The organism is Nostoc sp. (genome assembly GCF_036917455.1).
Classification (GTDB): domain Bacteria; phylum Cyanobacteriota; class Cyanobacteriia; order Cyanobacteriales; family Nostocaceae; genus Nostoc.
In genome coordinates this window covers 1-16199 of record NZ_JBALDK010000171.1, presented here as the reverse complement: position 1 = coordinate 16199, position 16199 = coordinate 1, and the positions used below count along the sequence as shown (strand labels likewise).

The window sequence follows — 16199 nt, the reverse complement described above, 5'->3', positions numbered from 1 at the left end:
ATCCTGCTTTTGAATCTTACTTTAGGATGTATCAATTAAATCCTCTAAAATTTTGCTCAAGCTAATGATTTTTTCTCACTTGTGAGAAATCCGGGCTTTGCGTCCTTTGCGGTTCGTTCCTCATATAGTTCGGCGCACCTTCATACAGAACTGATATGAGGGAATAGACTTTCAATATGGCTTGTAAAATCTCTTATATTTTCTCAGCGTTCTCTGTGCCTCTACGGTTTAAAAGTATTTTTTTAACCACAGAGGCGCAGAAAACACAGAGTATGGAATTTATTGACCAAAATTTTTACTTACTTTGAAAAGGCTAATTTTAATCTATATTTATTTCTTGAACTAAAGATAGTAATGAGCCTACCAAATTTTTGTTAATGCTGTATAGCTGATAAGCAACGATAATTTTTATCACCAATAAATTTTGTACTTTTCTAATAATCAGATTTAATTTATTAAAAAATACTAAAATTAAGAGACAAATATTTTTATCCGCTCATGGCTACCCGGTTTACTGCCTCACAATCGGTTGAAATCGCTGTTCCAGAGCAGCCTATTCCCATTCAGCACTACTTACGCCAGCCTCAACGTCTGGTTAGGGCTTTGGCTGACAACGCCCGAATTCAGCAGCTTTCTGAGGAAGTATTTCGCTTGAAAATGCGCCCGCTTACTTTTATGTCATTGAGTATTCAACCGACTGTAGACATGAGAGTTTGGGCAGAATCAAATGGAATAATTAATTTGCGATCGCTAGGCTGTGAAATTCTGGGTTTCGAGTATATTAACCAGCGCTTTGCTCTCAATTTAAAAGGGCATTTGTCTCCCAAAGAGTTTAGCACTGGCACTCGTCTGGAAGGAAGGGCTGATTTAGAAGTGCTGGTGGATTTACCACCGCCATTTTCCTTTACTCCGAAGCCGATTTTAGAAGCTACTGGTAATGGTTTGCTCAAAAGCGTGCTGTTGTCGGTTAAACAACGGTTATTAAATCAACTTTTGGCGGATTATCGCTACTGGGTGATATCACAAACTAAAGATAGAGGACTTAACGATGACAGTAGTGAATTACCAATCCTGAATGCTGAGTAATTATTTAATCACTCAGCGTTCAGTAATTTGATTTGGCAAGGACGAAAAGACTGACGATGTAGGGGCGATGGTCCATATTGTTGCAGAGCCAGCAAATGCCGTTGGCTACCATAACCCTTGTTACGCTCTAGGTTGTACATAGGGTATTTCAATGCTAGACGCAGTATCAGATCGTCACGCCAAACTTTAGCAACAATACTAGCAGAGGCAATAGCAAGCGATCGCTCGTCCCCCTTAACTATTGTTTGTTGTGGCAATAGCAAGTCTTTGATTGACTGATTGCCATCAACCAAGCAGAGTGCAGGCTGTACTTTTAACTTTAATACAGCCCGCTTCATTGCTAATAGTGTCGCTTGCAAAATATTTATCTTGTCAATTTCGGCAGTAGAAGCAAAGCCAATTTTCCAGTCTATAGCCAGCCCACAAATTTGCTGTGCTAGCTGAGTTCTCCGAGAACTAGACAACTTTTTACTGTCTTTAATTTTAGCTGCCATCAGTATTGGCAAAGCACAATCCGGGAGGATCACTGCTGCCGCTACCACGGGGCCAAATAGAGCGCCTCGCCCTACTTCATCCACACCTGCAACCAATCCTGGAATTCCTGACAAGGTAGAAAACTCCAGCCAATTGGATTGTTCCAAGGGCGTTGGCGATGTTTCTACCATAAAGCAAATTAATTATCTTCGATCGCTGATGAACGACGACGGCGGCGACGGCTAGCAGTGGCGGCGCTGTTGGCATCATTTTCATCTGCGATCGCATTGGCGGCGCTGTTAGCATCACTTTCATCTGCGATCGGGGAAGCTTTCACAGACAAGCTTTCCGAAGGATTGGCAGTCAACTCAGGTTGTTCAGTTGTCTCTTCTATTAAAGATTTTTGTTCTGGCTCAATAACTTTTGGTATTGGTAACTTGGTTGTAATTACTTCAGGTGTTACTTTTTGGGCAATAGGTGATTCTGGGATGGATTCAGTTGGAGTCGTTCGCACTTGACCAGGCTGAATCACATTAATAATCACAGATTTGGTATTTTTAACCTCTTGCTCTAACTTCACCAAGGGAGATATTCCCATCAAAGCAAACATATCCTGTTCCTGGAGGCTCATTTCTACAGTTCTAATTTCCGGTGGTTCTACCACTGGTTTAACTGGCTCTGCCTTGATAACTCTAGTACGCTCTACAGTGCGCTCTCCTCTTTCACTCCAACCTGGTTTACCAAGGGTGGGTGAGGGAATTTCTGGTGCAACTCCTAGTTCTGGTTCTATATCAAGGTCTAAATCTGGCTCGTTGGCAAAAGCTAGTGGATTGGCAATAACGCGAGATTCATCTTTCCCGTTTAACCCATTGATGCCAATTTTACTGCGGCGAGTGCGGGTACGACGCTTATTATCATTAAGTTCTTGATAACTTGGATGATTGAGCAGATTTAAATTACTCGATTCTGAGTCGCCGTCAAATACTTCCCCAAATCCATCATAAGTTTCTCGTGGTTCCGGGACGCGGGCAGCTGGCTGACGGGGTTCTCGGTGAGGTAAGGATACAAAACGCTCACGCTCTGGTGTTTCTGCGGGTATTGGTAATCGGTTTTCGAGTTCTCCAGGCAGACGCACAGTATGTCCTAAACCGCCACAGGTGGGGCAAGTTTCCCCAAACAATTCGTAAATGTTTTGACCCTGACGTTTGCGGGTCAGTTCTACTAAACCCAGTTCGGTAAGTTGGGCAATCTGGGGACGAGCTTTGTCTGCTTTGAGTCCTTTATTAAAGTGTTCGAGAACTTGCAGTTGATCGCGCCGGGATTCCATATCAATAAAATCAACGACGATTACCCCAGCGATATTCCGCAGACGCAACTGGCGAGCAATTTCTGTTGCAGCTTCGCAGTTTGTCCACAGAACTGTTTCTCTGGCTGTTGCCGATCGCGTAAAGGAACCTGAGTTAACATCAATTACGGTTAATGCCTCCGTTGGCTCGATGATGATGTAACCTCCCGAAGGTAGATCTACTCTGGGTTTCAGGGCTTCTCTAATGGCAGCACTGATGCGGAAATACTCTAAAATTGGGGAGCGATCGCGGTGATGGTCAATCAACAATCCTTGCGGTGTTTGACCTCCACTCCAATTCTGCAAGTACTGCTTCACGCGCTTCAAGCCAGTACTAGAATCTACGACAATCCGATTTACATCCGCGCCATACATATCCCGCAATACGCGCTGGATAAAATCATCGTCTCGGTTGAGCAGTGCTGGGGCCCGGGTAGAATGCGCTTCCTGTTGGATAGCCTCCCATTGCTTTTGCAGCAACTCCAAATCTTCCATAATCGCTTCTTCTGGTTTGCCTTCGGCTTCTGTCCGCACGAGCAAACCCATTCCCGCCGGTTTGACCAAAATCGCTAGTGCCCGCAAGCGGTTCCGTTCGCTTTCACTTTTAATTCGTCGGGATAAATTTACCCCCCTACCATAGGGCATCAGTACTACGTAGCGTCCAGGTAAGGTGATGTTACCTGTGAGCCTGGGTCCTTTTGTCCCCGTTGGCTCTTTCATTACTTGCACCAAAACTTTTTGTTGTGGTGCTAATAGTTCTGTAATGGCTGCTGCGGTACGCTTTAGCTTCAATGGCCCCAAGTCGGTGACATGAATAAAACCGTTACGCTCTGGGTCGCCAATATTCACAAAAGCCGCATCTATCCCAGGTAATACGTTTTCTACTACTCCTAAGTAAATATCACCTATTTGATGATGACCGGTAGCAACAACGAGTTCTTGTATTTGATCTTCAGAAAAGACAGCAGCAATTTGGTGCTGCTCCGCAATAATAATTTGTTTTGGCATTCAATTTCCTCAAAAATTGGCAGCACCAATAGGTCTGGAGGTTTGTGATCCCTTTGTTGCCCTTGCAACCCTCAAAAGGCGCTACTGATGATAAAAATCGCAAACTTGATGTTCTAAGTTAAATAGCTATTGGCGCTCTTAAGAGCGTTTTCACGGCGGATTATTCCAGAACAGCTGCATGTTTAAGCAATTAAATCAACCGCCTGTGGTTGATTTGCAATGCAATACTCTCAATAGAGAGAGTTCTGAGTTGAAAGTTCTAAATCCTGAGTGAGTTTTTAACTCAGGAAGCTTTTTTTGAGAGTAACCGACTGAAGTCGTTAAGAAAAAGAAACTATTTCTATTTTCCATTCCCTGGATTTATTCTTAGGGTTATACTCAGCAACGCCAGCTGCTACCCTACTTTTAAGCCGCGCTTTGCGCGTCTGGTGAACGTCTGCAAATTGGCTTAACCTACAGCAGTTGCTTACCTACGGTAACACCAAGGGCGAACAACTCTAGAAGAGTAATGCACTAGCTCTTGGGCAATACTGTGGATTGGACATTCAGCAGTTGTTGAAAAAGTATGGATTTAGAGAAGCTAACCGAGCCTGCTGTTAGTTACTGATTCACAAGGTAGCTATAGAGAGAGTGTGTGTTCTTTAATCTGCCTCAGTTTGTCTGGGATAAAATCCTAGAAGTTGCACTCTAATATCTTTGCTTTCGCCCCCTGAACACCAGGGTAGTGAACCAGCTAATTCAATGCAGCGCCAGAAAATTTCTCTTCACCCCATTCTAACGCAACCTTGCTAAAAATCAATTCCGACGATGTGCCATGTTAGGAAAACTACTAGCAAGCTACCTTACAGGGATTATACCGCTAAAATTAGCCGATTGCGGTGGATGTGCAGGAGTTGAAATTCTCTACTAGCCACTGTTCCTAGCATAAACAGGATTTGTTCAGGACGCAATAGAAAACCATCTTGGCGATAGCTACCTACATAACGAATAACAGATATAGATTCTGCAATGCTTTTGGGGGTTTCTACTAATTCCAGTTCAAATAAGCGATCGCGCAGATTTATTAACTGGCTCTTGCCTGACTTTGTTGTATGCTCGTACCAAAGTTCATCTTTTGCTTTGATGGTATCAATCCATTCTTGCCATTGTATAGGTGTTGTTTCTTCAAGTGCTGCTACGGTAATTAAATATTCTGCGGTTTCTAGCAGTTGAGTAGCTGCCGGAGTTTTTAAATCTATCTGCTCCACATTATATATGGGTATGTCTGTGGGCATTTCCTGAACCAATTTTTCTCGAAAAGTATCGATGTCCACTGGTACAGTTAACTCAAAATCCGCAATTTCACCACTACTAGTAGCCCCTAGAGCCAAAGCTGTTGCTACAGAAATTCGCGGCATTGGATGAAATCCACCAGTAAAGGCAATTGGTAAACTTGCTCGCCGCACAACTCGGTCAAACAAACGGATTAAATCTAGGTGGCTTACCAAAGCCATGTTACCGTGTTTTCCAAACCAAACTCGCAGTCTTTGGGCTTTAGTTGTGTTGGGAACAAACTCGCCAGCAAATTGTGGGATGATAGGCGATTCAATTACGACGTTATGACCAAAGTCAGTTCCACATACGCCACAGTGAGAACAACCCTCAAAAGAGCAGTCGGGGACAATTGCCGCTTCTAAGGCGCGTTGCAAGTCTTCTTTGAGCCACTTTTTATCAATTCCGGTATCAATATGATCCCAAGGTAGAGGAATATCTAGGGAGTGGGGAGTATCAAGAGACGTGATTAATCGCGTCTGTACAGGAGTGAGGAATTGGGTATTTTCCGCATCTTCCGATCTGTTCCGATCTTGTGCGTGAAACAAATTCCATTCGCCATTTTCTACTTGGCGATATTTCCAATCTAGATCGGCCCCGGCGATCGCATCTCCCCAAGCAGTAAAAGCTCGATCTAAATTTTCATACCAGGAATCCATTCCTGCACCCAATTCCCAGGCGCGACGGACTACTTTGCTCAAATTGCGATCGCCTCGTCCCACAAAATCTTCCATTGCCGAAATGCGGACATCGGTAAAATTTACCTTGATTCCCTTCATCCGCCGGAATTCTTGCCGCAACAGGTTTTGTTTGCGCTTAAATTCTGTGGTAGAAACTGAGTGCCACTGGAATGGTGTATGGGGTTTGGGCGTAAAGTTAGAAATCGTCAGGTTAAAGTTTAGGGTTTTTCTGCCTTTGCCCCGACATTCTTGCTGTAGCCAGCTAACTGTTTCCGCAATGCCCAAAACATCAACATCCGTTTCACCCGGCAAGCCAATCATAAAATACAACTTGATTTTATCCCAGCCTTGCTCCCAAGCGGTTTTCACTCCCCGCAATAATTCTTCATTGGTTAAACCTTTATTTACGATGTCTCGCATCCGCTGAGTTCCAGCTTCTGGAGCAAAAGTTAGTCCACCTTGCCGCGTACCTCCAAGGATATTGGCAATATTCTCATCAAATCTGTCTACCCGTTGGCTTGGCAGAGTCAGAGAAATGTTTTCATTTTTTAAGCGATTTTTGATTTCCATCCCCACTGCTGGTAGAGATAAATAATCAGAACAACTCAGAGATAGTAGGGAAAACTCATTGTAACCAGTTGCCCGCATTCCCTGTTCAATTGCTTCCACAACCTTATCGGGTTCTACATCCCGTGCTGGCCGAGTCAGCATTCCTGGTTGACAAAAGCGACAGCCACGAGTGCAACCACGCCGAATCTCAATTGTCAAACGGTCATGCACCGTTTCTACGTAAGGAACTAACCCAATGGAATATGCTGGTATGGGAGTTGCAACCCGTCGCAGAATTCGTTTTGGCACGTCAGGGCGACAAGGATGAACTGAACCATCCTCTGCCATGTCATAAAACTGGGGAACATATACGCCTGGTATCTGTGCCAAATCCAGTAATATATCTTCCCTACTTAATCCTGCTTGTTTGCCTTCTTCCAATACCAAACCAATTTCTGGCAGCAGTTCCTCTCCATCTCCAAGGGCGATAAAGTCGAAAAAGTCAGCGTAAGGCTCAGGATTCGATGTTGCTGTTTGCCCACCAGCAAAAATCAATGGAAACTGGGATTGGAGATTCGTAAATTCTCCCCCTGTTTGTTGGCGTTCTTTCCACGTCAAGGGAATTCCAGCCAGATCCAACATTTCTAAGATATTAGTTGCACCCAGTTCATAACTGAGGCTAAAGCCTAAAATGTCGAATTCTGTGAGCGATCGCTTTGACTCTACCGCAAACAATGGCGTATTAGTTTCGCGTAGTTTGTCTGCCAGGTCTTTTCCTGGGAGGTAGGCGCGATCGCACAATTGACGTGGTTGAGCATTCAAGATGTTGTATAGGATAATGTGCCCTAAATTGGATGCACCGACTTCATATACTTCTGGGTAGGTTAAGACCCAGCGTATTGCTGCCTTATCCCAAGCTTTATGTACTGCTAAACGCTCATTACCAAGGTAACGCCCTGGTTTTAAAATATCCGATGTTATTAATTTCTCAACTGCAACAGCCACTGTGCTATCTTCTAGCTACCTTAATTACAGCTACCAATCCAAACCTTAGCATTTAATTAGGTCTCATAACATAATTTATCGTTGTAACTTATAACTCCTTTACATAAAGTCCACTTTTAAACTGACCTTTGTGCTTTTACATAAAGTTTATGTTGTAGCTAACTCAACTTCACCATCCAATATTTCGAACACTCTATCGAGTTGCGTTAGTTCAAAAATAATTCTAATTGACGGAGCAACAGCGCAAAGTCGGAAACCCCTTCCTAAACTAAGAGCTAGCTTGTGTATAGATAACAATGCCATCAACCCCGCGCTGTCTAACGATTCTACTGCTGCGAGGTCTACTACCAAGATGGAAATACCATTTTGTGCCAACGCTGTAGTCATATTTCGTTCAAATTCCAAGGCGTTTGTAGCATTCAAACACCCTTGGGGGCGAATGACTGCAATCTTGGGATAGTTAAGCACTGCTTGCATAGTTACATCCTATTGAGAATTATTGAAGCGTCAAGCTAAGGATTATTTGAACATAAACTCTATTCTGTTGCATCGACCATACGTCTTAGCTCTCTTTGCTGAATCTTTATTTCTTTAGTATCTCTGTTTAAAGATTGTTATAATTCAAGGCTAAAATGTGTTCATATATACTTTTTTTTTATCTCAGTTCAAAAACAATCAACATAGACAGCAATAGAGCAAACACATCATCAGTAACTATGCTGATAAGACTTGCTTAGTCTATAACTCAAGCTAATTTAGCCAAGTCTTAACAGTAAGTTAAATCTGCCACTTGAGTGTTGCTGATGGCATCCGCCAGGGTGATAGCGAATTATCTATCTAACTAATTAAATGTGATATATGTCACAAGAAAGCTAGGATTTAGATCGCTTTTTATACTTAGAGATATCTGGGATAATCTAGTATTGTATTACAGTTGGATGTATTACTTATGAGAACTAAGTACGCTATTCGTAAATTGGTAGAAAAAGCTCTTGACATTAAAAAACTAACTCCTGAGATCGAAAATGAAATTAACTCAGAACTGACAGAACTGGGTTACATTTCTGATGTTGACTATGAAGCTCTGGAATTATTAATGTCGGAGATGGATGCTGGTAGAATTAAGTTGGTTCCTAGCTTTGGATATTCCTAACTGCTTATGCATAGAGGTATGTCAAGTGAAGTTGATGACTACTGAAGTAATCAAAATTCTGAGTTAGTAAAACAAGTTTTAGTAAAGGCAGGTGGGATAATAGCAATTCCAAATTTAAAATTCAAAATTAAAGACATTTTTAGACGCGGATTTAAACCCCGACTATAAACTGCCGCTACGTGTTTTGGTTGGAGTATTAACGCCATATAGTTCGCTAAACGCCTAAAAAAAGTCCTCCCTACCTGTTTGCTAAAGTCCACAAGTAGAGTGAACTCGTTGCGAAGGGAGTTGATCCGATCAATATGGCTGTTGGCGCTCCAGATAAACTGACTTCCAGTCACATCCTTTGCCCCATGTCTATTGAGATGCTTGCCATATTTGGTGAATAAATTGATTGAGTTGCTGCTTGGCGAATGAATCAGGTTCGGTTTTTGGTTCTTTTGCTAAAATTTTGCTCAAGAAGGTAATTACTTCTGTGTCTAATGCTGGTCGAAATAAATTGGCAGGCCAAAGCAAGTCAGACGCATCACGCAAATCGGTGATTAGGGGTGATTCTTGAATCAAAGTAACCATTAATAAAGGACGTACCCAGCACAACTGGCGGGAAACTACAAATTGAATGACTTCTGCATACAGATTTTTGTCGCCATGCTCTAAAGACACAATTTGTCCTGGTTGAAGAAAATCTAGGCTAATGTCCATGATTATGGAGTTTGGGCAGGGGCAAGGATTATTTTGCAACTTCCTTAATCTTAAAAATGAAAATGCGCTACGTTTAAGGAAGCTTATGTAAGATTAGGGTAGCACTCTCACGGCAACGATGTCTAAGACATCTGCCTCACAAGTAGCTATACAAACGAAGTAAAGCAGTTTTTCTAGCATAGTATCTAAACAGAAATACTATAGAATAGGTAAATAACTGTTAAGCGATCGCTACACAGACACTTTGTAGTAGTGAATCAACAAGAAAAGAGCAAAGAGCCGTGTCAGTTGAAACTATTCAAAAGCCTTCCACAACCCGTAAGCTAGCGCCTCGGTATCGCGTTTTGCTCCATAACGATGACTACAACTCTATGGAGCATGTTGTACAGTCACTAATAGCCACTGTACCTAGCCTTACCCAACCCCAAGCTGTGAGCATCATGATGGAAGCCCATACTAACGGGCTAGCTTTAGTCATTACTTGCGCCCTTGAACACGCTGAGTTCTATTGCGAAACATTGATAAGTCACGGTTTAAGTAGCACAATTGAACCTGATGAATAGTCATTGGTCATTGGTCATTGGTCATTAGTAGAAATTTAGAGTATTGACTGGTGATTGGTGACTTAACTTGTTATGAAAAAAAACCTTATCCGTTTAGCTGAACGCCCTGCCCCTATTAGGCTGGGTGCTTTTATTTTGAATTTAGCCCTGCTATGGTTGCCATTGGCTACACCAATATACTTACTAGTCCATGATTCAAATTTAGAAAGTATATTGACATTGGTATTGTTATATGTAGCCTTTATTTTTCTCCTAATATTATGGGGCAAATATGTCTACCAGCAGCCCCAAATTCTGCAACATTATGGCTTAGAATTCACACGACAGAATGGTGTGGATTTACTGCGTGGCTTGGCTATAGGGATAATTAATATTCTGATCCTTTTTGGGGTAGAAAGTTTGTCGGGTTGGTTGGTGTGGCAACAACCGAAAGTTTTTTTGCTAAAAATAATTTTAGAAGGTTTACTTGTTGGCTTAGGTGTTGGATTTGCTGAGGAATTGTTATTTCGAGGCTGGTTGCTAGATGAGTTACAACGAGATTACAGTCCGCGTGTAGCACTGTGGACAGATGCAACTGCCTTTGCTACATTGCACTTTATTAAACCCTTTGAGGCAATTATTCATACACTGCCGCAATTTCCAGCTTTAGTACTGCTGGGGTTAACGCAGGTATGGGGAAAGCGTTGGCGGAGGGGACGCTTGGGTTTACCCATTGGTTTACATGGTGGTTTAGTTTGGGGTTACTACATTATTAATGTAGGTAAATTAGTGAAATATTCTGGTGAAGTTCCTGATTGGGTAACTGGTGTGAATAATAATCCCCTACAAGGAGTCATGGGGGTGTTGTTAATGAGTGTACTAGCTTTGTGGATACGGGGACGAACTGAGCGATCGCTTCATATATGAAAATAAAAATATTAATATAAACAAATATAGCTGTGATGTTTTTCATAAAAATTGCCAAGGAGAAAAAGCAATGATACAGCCAGTCCTTTTAGAAAAATTAGAAGAACTTCCTGAGTCTCTTCAGATAGAAGTGCTTCATTACATTGAGTTTTTGATAGAGAAGCACGCTAAAAACTTTACCGAAGAAAAGCAGACAAACAAGCGTCGCGTTGCTGGAACGATGAAAGGAATGTTTGTTCTGCCATTGCCTAATGATTTTGATGAGCCGCTTCAAGATATGAAAGAATATATGGAATGAATAGATTACTATTGGATACTCATGCTTTTATGTGGTTTGTCTCGAATGATGCCACCCTGCCAGTGTTAACTAGAGAAAAAATTGAATCTGCTGAGGCTGTTTTCTTTAGTATTGCAAGTCTTTGGGAAATGGCGATTAAACTCAACATTGGAAAACTATCCCTACAGGGTGCTTTTGAAGAGATTGAACCTAAACTAATTGCTGCGGGTATAACGATTCTTCCTATTACCTTTACCGATACTGTTCAATTCCGTTATTTACCACTGCATCATCGAGATCCGTTTGATCGTATTCTGGTGGCACAGGCGATGAATCATTCCCTTGTTTTGATTAGTCGTGATTCGGCTTTTGATGCCTATAATATTCAGAGGGTTTGGTGATGAAAAAGTGGCTACGGCACGCAGCATCAAATATCTTCCCATAGAAAGCTAGCTCATTCTTCACTACGGGCTATATCGATTGATTGCAGCTAAAAGCGTCTCTCTCCGTCTTCTTCAGCCTAATTGACTATCTTTTCGTTACTTAAGTTGTCAGAGATAAACTCCTCTAGTTCCCACTTAGTGAACCATAAATTTTTCCTGGCGGTTAAATCCATGTATCGGCTGTAATAGCTGTAATTTAGAGTATCGATACTGACGCTCCAGCAACGTTCATTAGAGTTAGGCTTTCGAGTCGATTTGTTCCATTCAATAATGATTTCTGGATTAGCTTTACTCCAAAACTGATGCGGGCAAAGTTTTACTACTCGCTTCATTTGCGTTTCATCTCATTAATACTTACTTAAATTGTGCGCTCGCCAAAGTCAACAGTGGTTAGCAGTAGTTATTATGTGCTAACAATGTTTCACTTTAAAAGCACATTGTCAATACATTATTCATCGTAATTTGTATAAATTAACTGTTCATGAACCCCTATTCAAAACGCAGCCTCCACAACTGTCCCCACCACACACGCTTTATTCAAATTAACACCGCTCAAATTTGCACCTTCTAACTCTGCACAGAGTAAATTCGCTCCCGTCAAATTCGCTCCCGCCAAATTCGCCCCCCGCAAGTCAGCCTCTTCAAGGTTCGCTTCACTCAACAATGTCCCTTGCAAATCGGCGCGACTCAAATCTGCACCTTTGAGATTTGCTCCAGTCAGGTTTGCACCGCGCAAGTCAGCACCGCGCAAATCAACGCCTTGTAAGTTCACGTTCATTAAATTGGCACCACTTAAGAAAGCACCCACCAATGAAACATCACTGAGTCTTGCTCCCATCAAGTTAGCGCCACGCAAGTTACTACCCCGCAAGTCAGCACCGGTTAAATCTGCTTGCATCAGGTTTGCTCCCATCAAGTTCGCCCGCAAGTCAGTTTCTTGGAGGTTTGCCCCCATCAAATTCGCTCCCTCCAAATGCCCACCTTCGAGTTTGGAAGCAGTAAAATTTGTGCCAACAAGGGTAGCACCAGCAAGATTAATCCGGCTTAAATCCAGTCGGGAGAGTTCCTCGTCTTCTAAATTTGCCCCTGGAAGTTGTTTGAGTTTTCCTAATTTAATGGCTTCAATATTCATGTAAAGTAACTACCAATCTCTTCACTTATCTTGCTGTGGCTATCCCATTGGGAATCAAGTATCCAAATGCCGGCGCTGACTTTGGGTGTCATGATGGGTAAATCGAGTCCCTGTTGTAAACCCATAACTAATAAAGTTAGGGTATCTACAAGTTTAGGGTCAAAGCGGGTAGATTGTTGCTGTCTGCACTCATCTAAAGCTTGAGTAAAAATCTGTTCCCGGCTTTGACTTGACGATTTTCGCTCATTGACTCGCCACTGAAAGTCTGCCAATAATGCCAAAATCCTCGACTCTAGGGGAATTTCATCTCCAGCTAAACCTGCCGGTTCCCCTGTGCCATTCCACCACTCGCTTTGGTGAGTAATAATTTGGGCAACTGCTCGTAATCTTGGCATGGTTCGCAATACTTGCGCCCCTGGTACTAAGGGACAAGTTAAGGGAGAACTGGGGGCATCTTCTTGGTAGCGTGTGGATATACTGTCAGTGAGTACGCTTTCGGCTTTCTGTAATGGATCTATGCGATGTAACAAAGCCGCTAGCCGCAATCTTTTAATCTGCCATGCGGGAAGATCCAAAAGCTGGCCGATCGCTTCAGCAAGAGCTACTACTTCCGCAGCTGCCATTGGATTGTTGACATCTGCCATATCCATCAGTTGCGCCATTCGCAAAAAGGCTTGGATTTCGTTGGAAACCAAGTTGCGATCTAGGGTTTGTTGGTGAGACGCTGTTGGTATGGATAAATTATCTTGCCCAGTCTGGAGGTAATCTACTACACGGGAGACAACTGCACCTAAATTTTGGGATCTGGCAATTGACGGTACAATTTGTTCTTTGTCGGCTGTGAGTTTTTGCGCCAGTTCTGGGTTGTATTTTTTGATGTGAGCGATCGCTATTTCTGCTGTGTCTTGCACTAACTCTGGCTCAAATGTCCACAAGCCATAGAATTTCCGCTCTAAGTCTGATGTCGGTACTCCAGCGCTGCCATAATCAGCCTCTGATAATTCTTGACAAATTACCATTGCTGTGTATTTTGGCGATAAAATAATTAAGTGCCACTCCTGCGCCACTGGATCGCCTGAATCTAATCCCACTAAATCTACATTAGGTAACTGGCTCGTGGGATGTTCATCAAAGCCCGATTCAGAGGCGGCCATGATGGCAATTTGGCAGCTGCGCTGGGCGATGTCTGCATATCGATCAGCTTCTTGTAGATACCATTTTCCCTGTTGAAAGGCTGTGATGACTAAGGGTGTACCGTCGTCGGTTAAAATATGGTCTTCTAAAGCGTGGCACAGGGCAACTAGGGTATTTTTGTAGTAAACACCGAATCGAATTGGCCTGGTGGTATGGCGATGGGCTGTTTCTAGCTGTTGTAAGATTGAACCTTCTAACATGGGATTTGGTAAAAATAACCGCAGAGGCGCAGAGGACACAGAGGAAAAGAGGGGCAGAAATTCAGTTTTTTAAGATATACCCGCTAACTGTTTTTCTTTCGTCTCCATTGGTGCGGAAAGTGCTGCTTCTAAGTCGGCACAACCTAGTTTTTCCTCCAAGATGTTCATGACTTCGCGCCCGAAATCGTTGGGGTTTTGTTGCCAAGCTTGCAAGCAGACTTCGCCGAAAAATGAACCAAGGGGTTCGGGATTCCAAAGGAGTTTTTTGGCTGTCCACGGCATCAAACTCATCGGATCGTATCCTGGTTTGAGGATACCTTCTTTGAAGGCGTATTCTTCTAAATGAGTATGAGGTTGTAGTCCAATAAAGAAGATAGCAGGTTCGACTTTATCAGCACCGAAAATCCGTTCTAGTTCGCGGTGGTAAGCAATGGTTTGGCGGATGGTTTCGGGACGTTCGTCAATGACGTTAAAGGAGTAGTTGACGGAAACTAAGTCGTTGAAACCAGCTGCTTTTAAGTCACGGCAGTTTTGCAAGACGGTTCGCAGGTTATACCCCATTCGCATTTTCCGCACGAGTTCTTGAGAACCACTGGTAATCCCGATTTCAAAGTAATTCATCCCGGTTTTCGCCATCAAGTTGCACAATTCGGGTGTCAAATTGTCGGCTCTGATATATGCTGCCCAATGGATATCTGTCATACCAGAATCGACGATTTTTTGCAATAGTTCTATGGCATCGTCGATAAATTTTCGGGCTGGGATGAATTGGGCATCGGTAAACCAAAAATTGCGAATGCCGCGATCGTATAATTGGCGCATCTCGGCAACTACTTCATCTGCTGGGTTGATGCGTACTTGTTTGCCTTCGACAACCGTATAGACGCAATAACAACAGTTGTGGGGACAACCACGCTTAGTTTGTACACCTATATAAAAGTCTTCCTCTTGCAGGTAAAAGTTAAATTCCGGCCAGATGCTTTCGATATAGTCGTAGTTACAAGCTGTCTTTTCTAGTGGGGTGGGTTGTTCGTGAATTAACCGTTCCCGTGGTTGAGTTTCTCCCGCAACATAACAGCGTTCATCTCGAAAATCTTTGCCACTTAAAAGTTTTTCTAGCAGTGTTTCGCCTTCACCCACAGAAATAATTGTCCCATTAGGTAAACTTTTACCCAATTGTTCGTAAAATACGCTGACTGCACCACCACCTACAACTACACGGGCATTGGAATTATATTTTTGGGCACGCTTTAAACCGCGTTTGATTAAGCCTTGGTTTCGCCATAACTCTACGTAATAAGCGATAAAGATTCTTAAACCGCCCAAGCCGCCACGTAATTTTAATAAAGGATTCTTAGCGTAGTAAAATTCAAAGGCGTTTTGCAGTGGGTTGCCACCACGTCCGCCAACTGGGGCATAAATTTGAATATCCCGCCAAGAAAATACTAGCAGTGTCGGTTTAAATTCATCGATACAACGATCCAGAGCAGAATTGTAATCTAAAGGTGGTACTGTTCCTAAATCAAAGATGCGCTGCTTAATATTAGGAAACTGCTTATGGACATGATCGCTCAGGTAGACAACCCCAATAGGAAAGATGGGGTTACAAGGAAGGCGAACGTAAAGAATTCGATTTTCCATCATCTGTGTTTTGACTTCCATCTTGCCAATCTTTGGAGAAAGCGAGAAAAACATCCAGTTTTAAAGTGTGTGCTTGTTTAATTTTGTTTTTATTATCGCGATCGCACTTGACATTTTACATAATTGCTGATATCAAAAAATTAATGTCAGCAATTGCAGGAAATGATAAAATTGCTATGCATAAAAAATACATAGAATCTTATAGATAGGCTTTATGAAGATATTTTTCATATAGCTTTACCATAACATTGACTTTATTCATTAAGCGATGATCCCAGCCTATTAATTCTGGGATAGATGAAACGGCAAAACTCACTTCTTCGCTAGCCGAAAAGCAAAGGGATCGTCGTCTTATCTGCCTTAAGAGAATTCAAGCTTTGATATGACAAAAAAATATTCAAAGATTTTATACATAGTGTATAATTCCGAAAAAGGCATAAAAAATTACAAAATTTTTACAACTTAAAAATATATCTTTAGACAGAAATAATCTGTAAAGGCTCAGTTGGTATTCACAGTTACAACAACTG

At 42.4% G+C, this 16199-nt stretch carries 15 protein-coding genes; 6 read left to right on the top strand and 9 right to left on the bottom strand.

Annotated features, from left to right (window positions below; genetic code table 11):
* Positions 1–498 precede the first annotated feature (498 nt).
* Positions 499–1086 carry a DUF1997 domain-containing protein gene (locus V7K42_RS18400; RefSeq protein ID WP_334918532.1) on the top strand — a complete coding sequence of 196 codons (588 nt, stop codon included), beginning with the start codon at positions 499–501 and terminating at the stop codon, positions 1084–1086.
* 8 nt (positions 1087–1094) lie between these two features.
* On the opposite strand, the gene V7K42_RS18395 is transcribed toward V7K42_RS18400, so the two are convergent.
* The 4 genes from V7K42_RS18395 to V7K42_RS18380 all read right to left on the bottom strand — a co-directional run bounded on the left by V7K42_RS18395 (position 1095) and on the right by V7K42_RS18380 (position 7935).
* Positions 1095–1751, bottom strand: a complete 657-nt coding sequence (locus V7K42_RS18395) for a ribonuclease HII (protein ID WP_334918530.1) — start codon at positions 1749–1751, stop codon at positions 1095–1097.
* Between the two features lie 8 nt (positions 1752–1759).
* On the bottom strand, positions 1760–3913 hold the full coding sequence (locus V7K42_RS18390; RefSeq protein WP_334918528.1) for an Rne/Rng family ribonuclease: 2154 nt from the start codon (positions 3911–3913) through the stop codon (positions 1760–1762).
* Positions 3914–4764: 851 nt separating this feature from the next.
* Entirely contained in the window at positions 4765–7458 is a 2694-nt protein-coding gene (locus tag V7K42_RS18385) for a TIGR03960 family B12-binding radical SAM protein (protein WP_334918526.1), read from the bottom strand.
* A 147-nt stretch (positions 7459–7605) separates the two neighbouring features.
* Complete coding sequence (locus V7K42_RS18380) at positions 7606–7935, bottom strand: STAS domain-containing protein (RefSeq protein WP_094331165.1); 330 nt, start codon at positions 7933–7935, stop codon at positions 7606–7608.
* Positions 7936–8407: 472 nt separating this feature from the next.
* Here V7K42_RS18380 and V7K42_RS18375 point away from each other — a divergent pair, with 472 nt between their 5' ends.
* Positions 8408–8611 (top strand): hypothetical protein, encoded by a 204-nt coding sequence (locus tag V7K42_RS18375; RefSeq protein WP_094331166.1) that lies wholly within the window; start codon positions 8408–8410, stop codon positions 8609–8611.
* A gap of 357 nt (positions 8612–8968) precedes the next feature.
* On the opposite strand, the gene V7K42_RS18370 is transcribed toward V7K42_RS18375, so the two are convergent.
* Entirely contained in the window at positions 8969–9313 is a 345-nt protein-coding gene (locus V7K42_RS18370; protein WP_334918524.1) for a hypothetical protein, read from the bottom strand.
* A gap of 281 nt (positions 9314–9594) precedes the next feature.
* Here V7K42_RS18370 and clpS point away from each other — a divergent pair, with 281 nt between their 5' ends.
* The 4 genes from clpS (at position 9595) to V7K42_RS18350 (ending at position 11460) form a co-directional block, all read left to right on the top strand.
* Entirely contained in the window at positions 9595–9876 is a 282-nt protein-coding gene (gene clpS / locus V7K42_RS18365) for an ATP-dependent Clp protease adapter ClpS (protein WP_012410249.1), read from the top strand.
* A 72-nt stretch (positions 9877–9948) separates the two neighbouring features.
* The gene (locus tag V7K42_RS18360; protein WP_334918522.1) at positions 9949–10782 is read left to right on the top strand and encodes a CPBP family intramembrane glutamic endopeptidase; all 834 of its coding nucleotides are present in this window, start codon (positions 9949–9951) and stop codon (positions 10780–10782) included.
* Positions 10783–10852: 70 nt separating this feature from the next.
* Positions 10853–11080: a type II toxin-antitoxin system VapB family antitoxin gene (gene vapB, locus V7K42_RS18355; protein ID WP_334918520.1), complete on the top strand. Its 228-nt coding sequence runs from the start codon at positions 10853–10855 to the stop codon at positions 11078–11080.
* The gene (locus tag V7K42_RS18350; protein ID WP_334918518.1) at positions 11077–11460 is read left to right on the top strand and encodes a type II toxin-antitoxin system VapC family toxin; all 384 of its coding nucleotides are present in this window, start codon (positions 11077–11079) and stop codon (positions 11458–11460) included. The genes vapB and V7K42_RS18350 overlap by 4 nt, the downstream gene beginning before the upstream one ends.
* A gap of 119 nt (positions 11461–11579) precedes the next feature.
* Here the strand turns inward: V7K42_RS18350 and V7K42_RS18345 are convergent, their stop codons facing one another.
* From V7K42_RS18345 to V7K42_RS18330, 4 genes are all read right to left on the bottom strand, one after another.
* Positions 11580–11834 (bottom strand): hypothetical protein, encoded by a 255-nt coding sequence (locus V7K42_RS18345; RefSeq protein ID WP_334918516.1) that lies wholly within the window; start codon positions 11832–11834, stop codon positions 11580–11582.
* Between the two features lie 161 nt (positions 11835–11995).
* Positions 11996–12634: a pentapeptide repeat-containing protein gene (locus V7K42_RS18340; RefSeq protein WP_334918514.1), complete on the bottom strand. Its 639-nt coding sequence runs from the start codon at positions 12632–12634 to the stop codon at positions 11996–11998.
* Positions 12631–14028 (bottom strand): DICT sensory domain-containing protein, encoded by a 1398-nt coding sequence (locus tag V7K42_RS18335; RefSeq protein WP_334918534.1) that lies wholly within the window; start codon positions 14026–14028, stop codon positions 12631–12633. Before V7K42_RS18335 ends, V7K42_RS18340 begins: the two co-directional genes overlap by 4 nt.
* Before the next feature lie 69 nt (positions 14029–14097).
* On the bottom strand, positions 14098–15690 hold the full coding sequence (locus V7K42_RS18330) for a photosystem II high light acclimation radical SAM protein (RefSeq protein WP_334918512.1): 1593 nt from the start codon (positions 15688–15690) through the stop codon (positions 14098–14100).
* Between the last annotated feature and the right edge of the window lie 509 nt (positions 15691–16199).

Bases quoted from the DNA above. Each gene is read 5' to 3' on its own strand.
- V7K42_RS18340 (WP_334918514.1), bottom strand. From the start codon at position 12,634: ATGAATATTGAAGCCATTAAATTAGGAAAACTCAAACAACTTCCAGGG.
- V7K42_RS18375 (WP_094331166.1), top strand. From the start codon at position 8,408: ATGAGAACTAAGTACGCTATTCGTAAATTGGTAGAAAAAGCTCTTGAC.
- V7K42_RS18395 (WP_334918530.1), bottom strand. From the start codon at position 1,751: ATGGTAGAAACATCGCCAACGCCCTTGGAACAATCCAATTGGCTGGAG.
- V7K42_RS18370 (WP_334918524.1), bottom strand. From the start codon at position 9,313: ATGGACATTAGCCTAGATTTTCTTCAACCAGGACAAATTGTGTCTTTA.
- vapB (WP_334918520.1), top strand. From the start codon at position 10,853: ATGATACAGCCAGTCCTTTTAGAAAAATTAGAAGAACTTCCTGAGTCT.
- V7K42_RS18390 (WP_334918528.1), bottom strand. From the start codon at position 3,913: ATGCCAAAACAAATTATTATTGCGGAGCAGCACCAAATTGCTGCTGTC.
- V7K42_RS18380 (WP_094331165.1), bottom strand. From the start codon at position 7,935: ATGCAAGCAGTGCTTAACTATCCCAAGATTGCAGTCATTCGCCCCCAA.
- V7K42_RS18400 (WP_334918532.1), top strand. From the start codon at position 499: ATGGCTACCCGGTTTACTGCCTCACAATCGGTTGAAATCGCTGTTCCA.
- V7K42_RS18335 (WP_334918534.1), bottom strand. From the start codon at position 14,028: ATGTTAGAAGGTTCAATCTTACAACAGCTAGAAACAGCCCATCGCCAT.
- V7K42_RS18330 (WP_334918512.1), bottom strand. From the start codon at position 15,690: ATGGAAGTCAAAACACAGATGATGGAAAATCGAATTCTTTACGTTCGC.
- V7K42_RS18360 (WP_334918522.1), top strand. From the start codon at position 9,949: ATGAAAAAAAACCTTATCCGTTTAGCTGAACGCCCTGCCCCTATTAGG.
- V7K42_RS18350 (WP_334918518.1), top strand. From the start codon at position 11,077: ATGAATAGATTACTATTGGATACTCATGCTTTTATGTGGTTTGTCTCG.
- V7K42_RS18345 (WP_334918516.1), bottom strand. From the start codon at position 11,834: ATGAAGCGAGTAGTAAAACTTTGCCCGCATCAGTTTTGGAGTAAAGCT.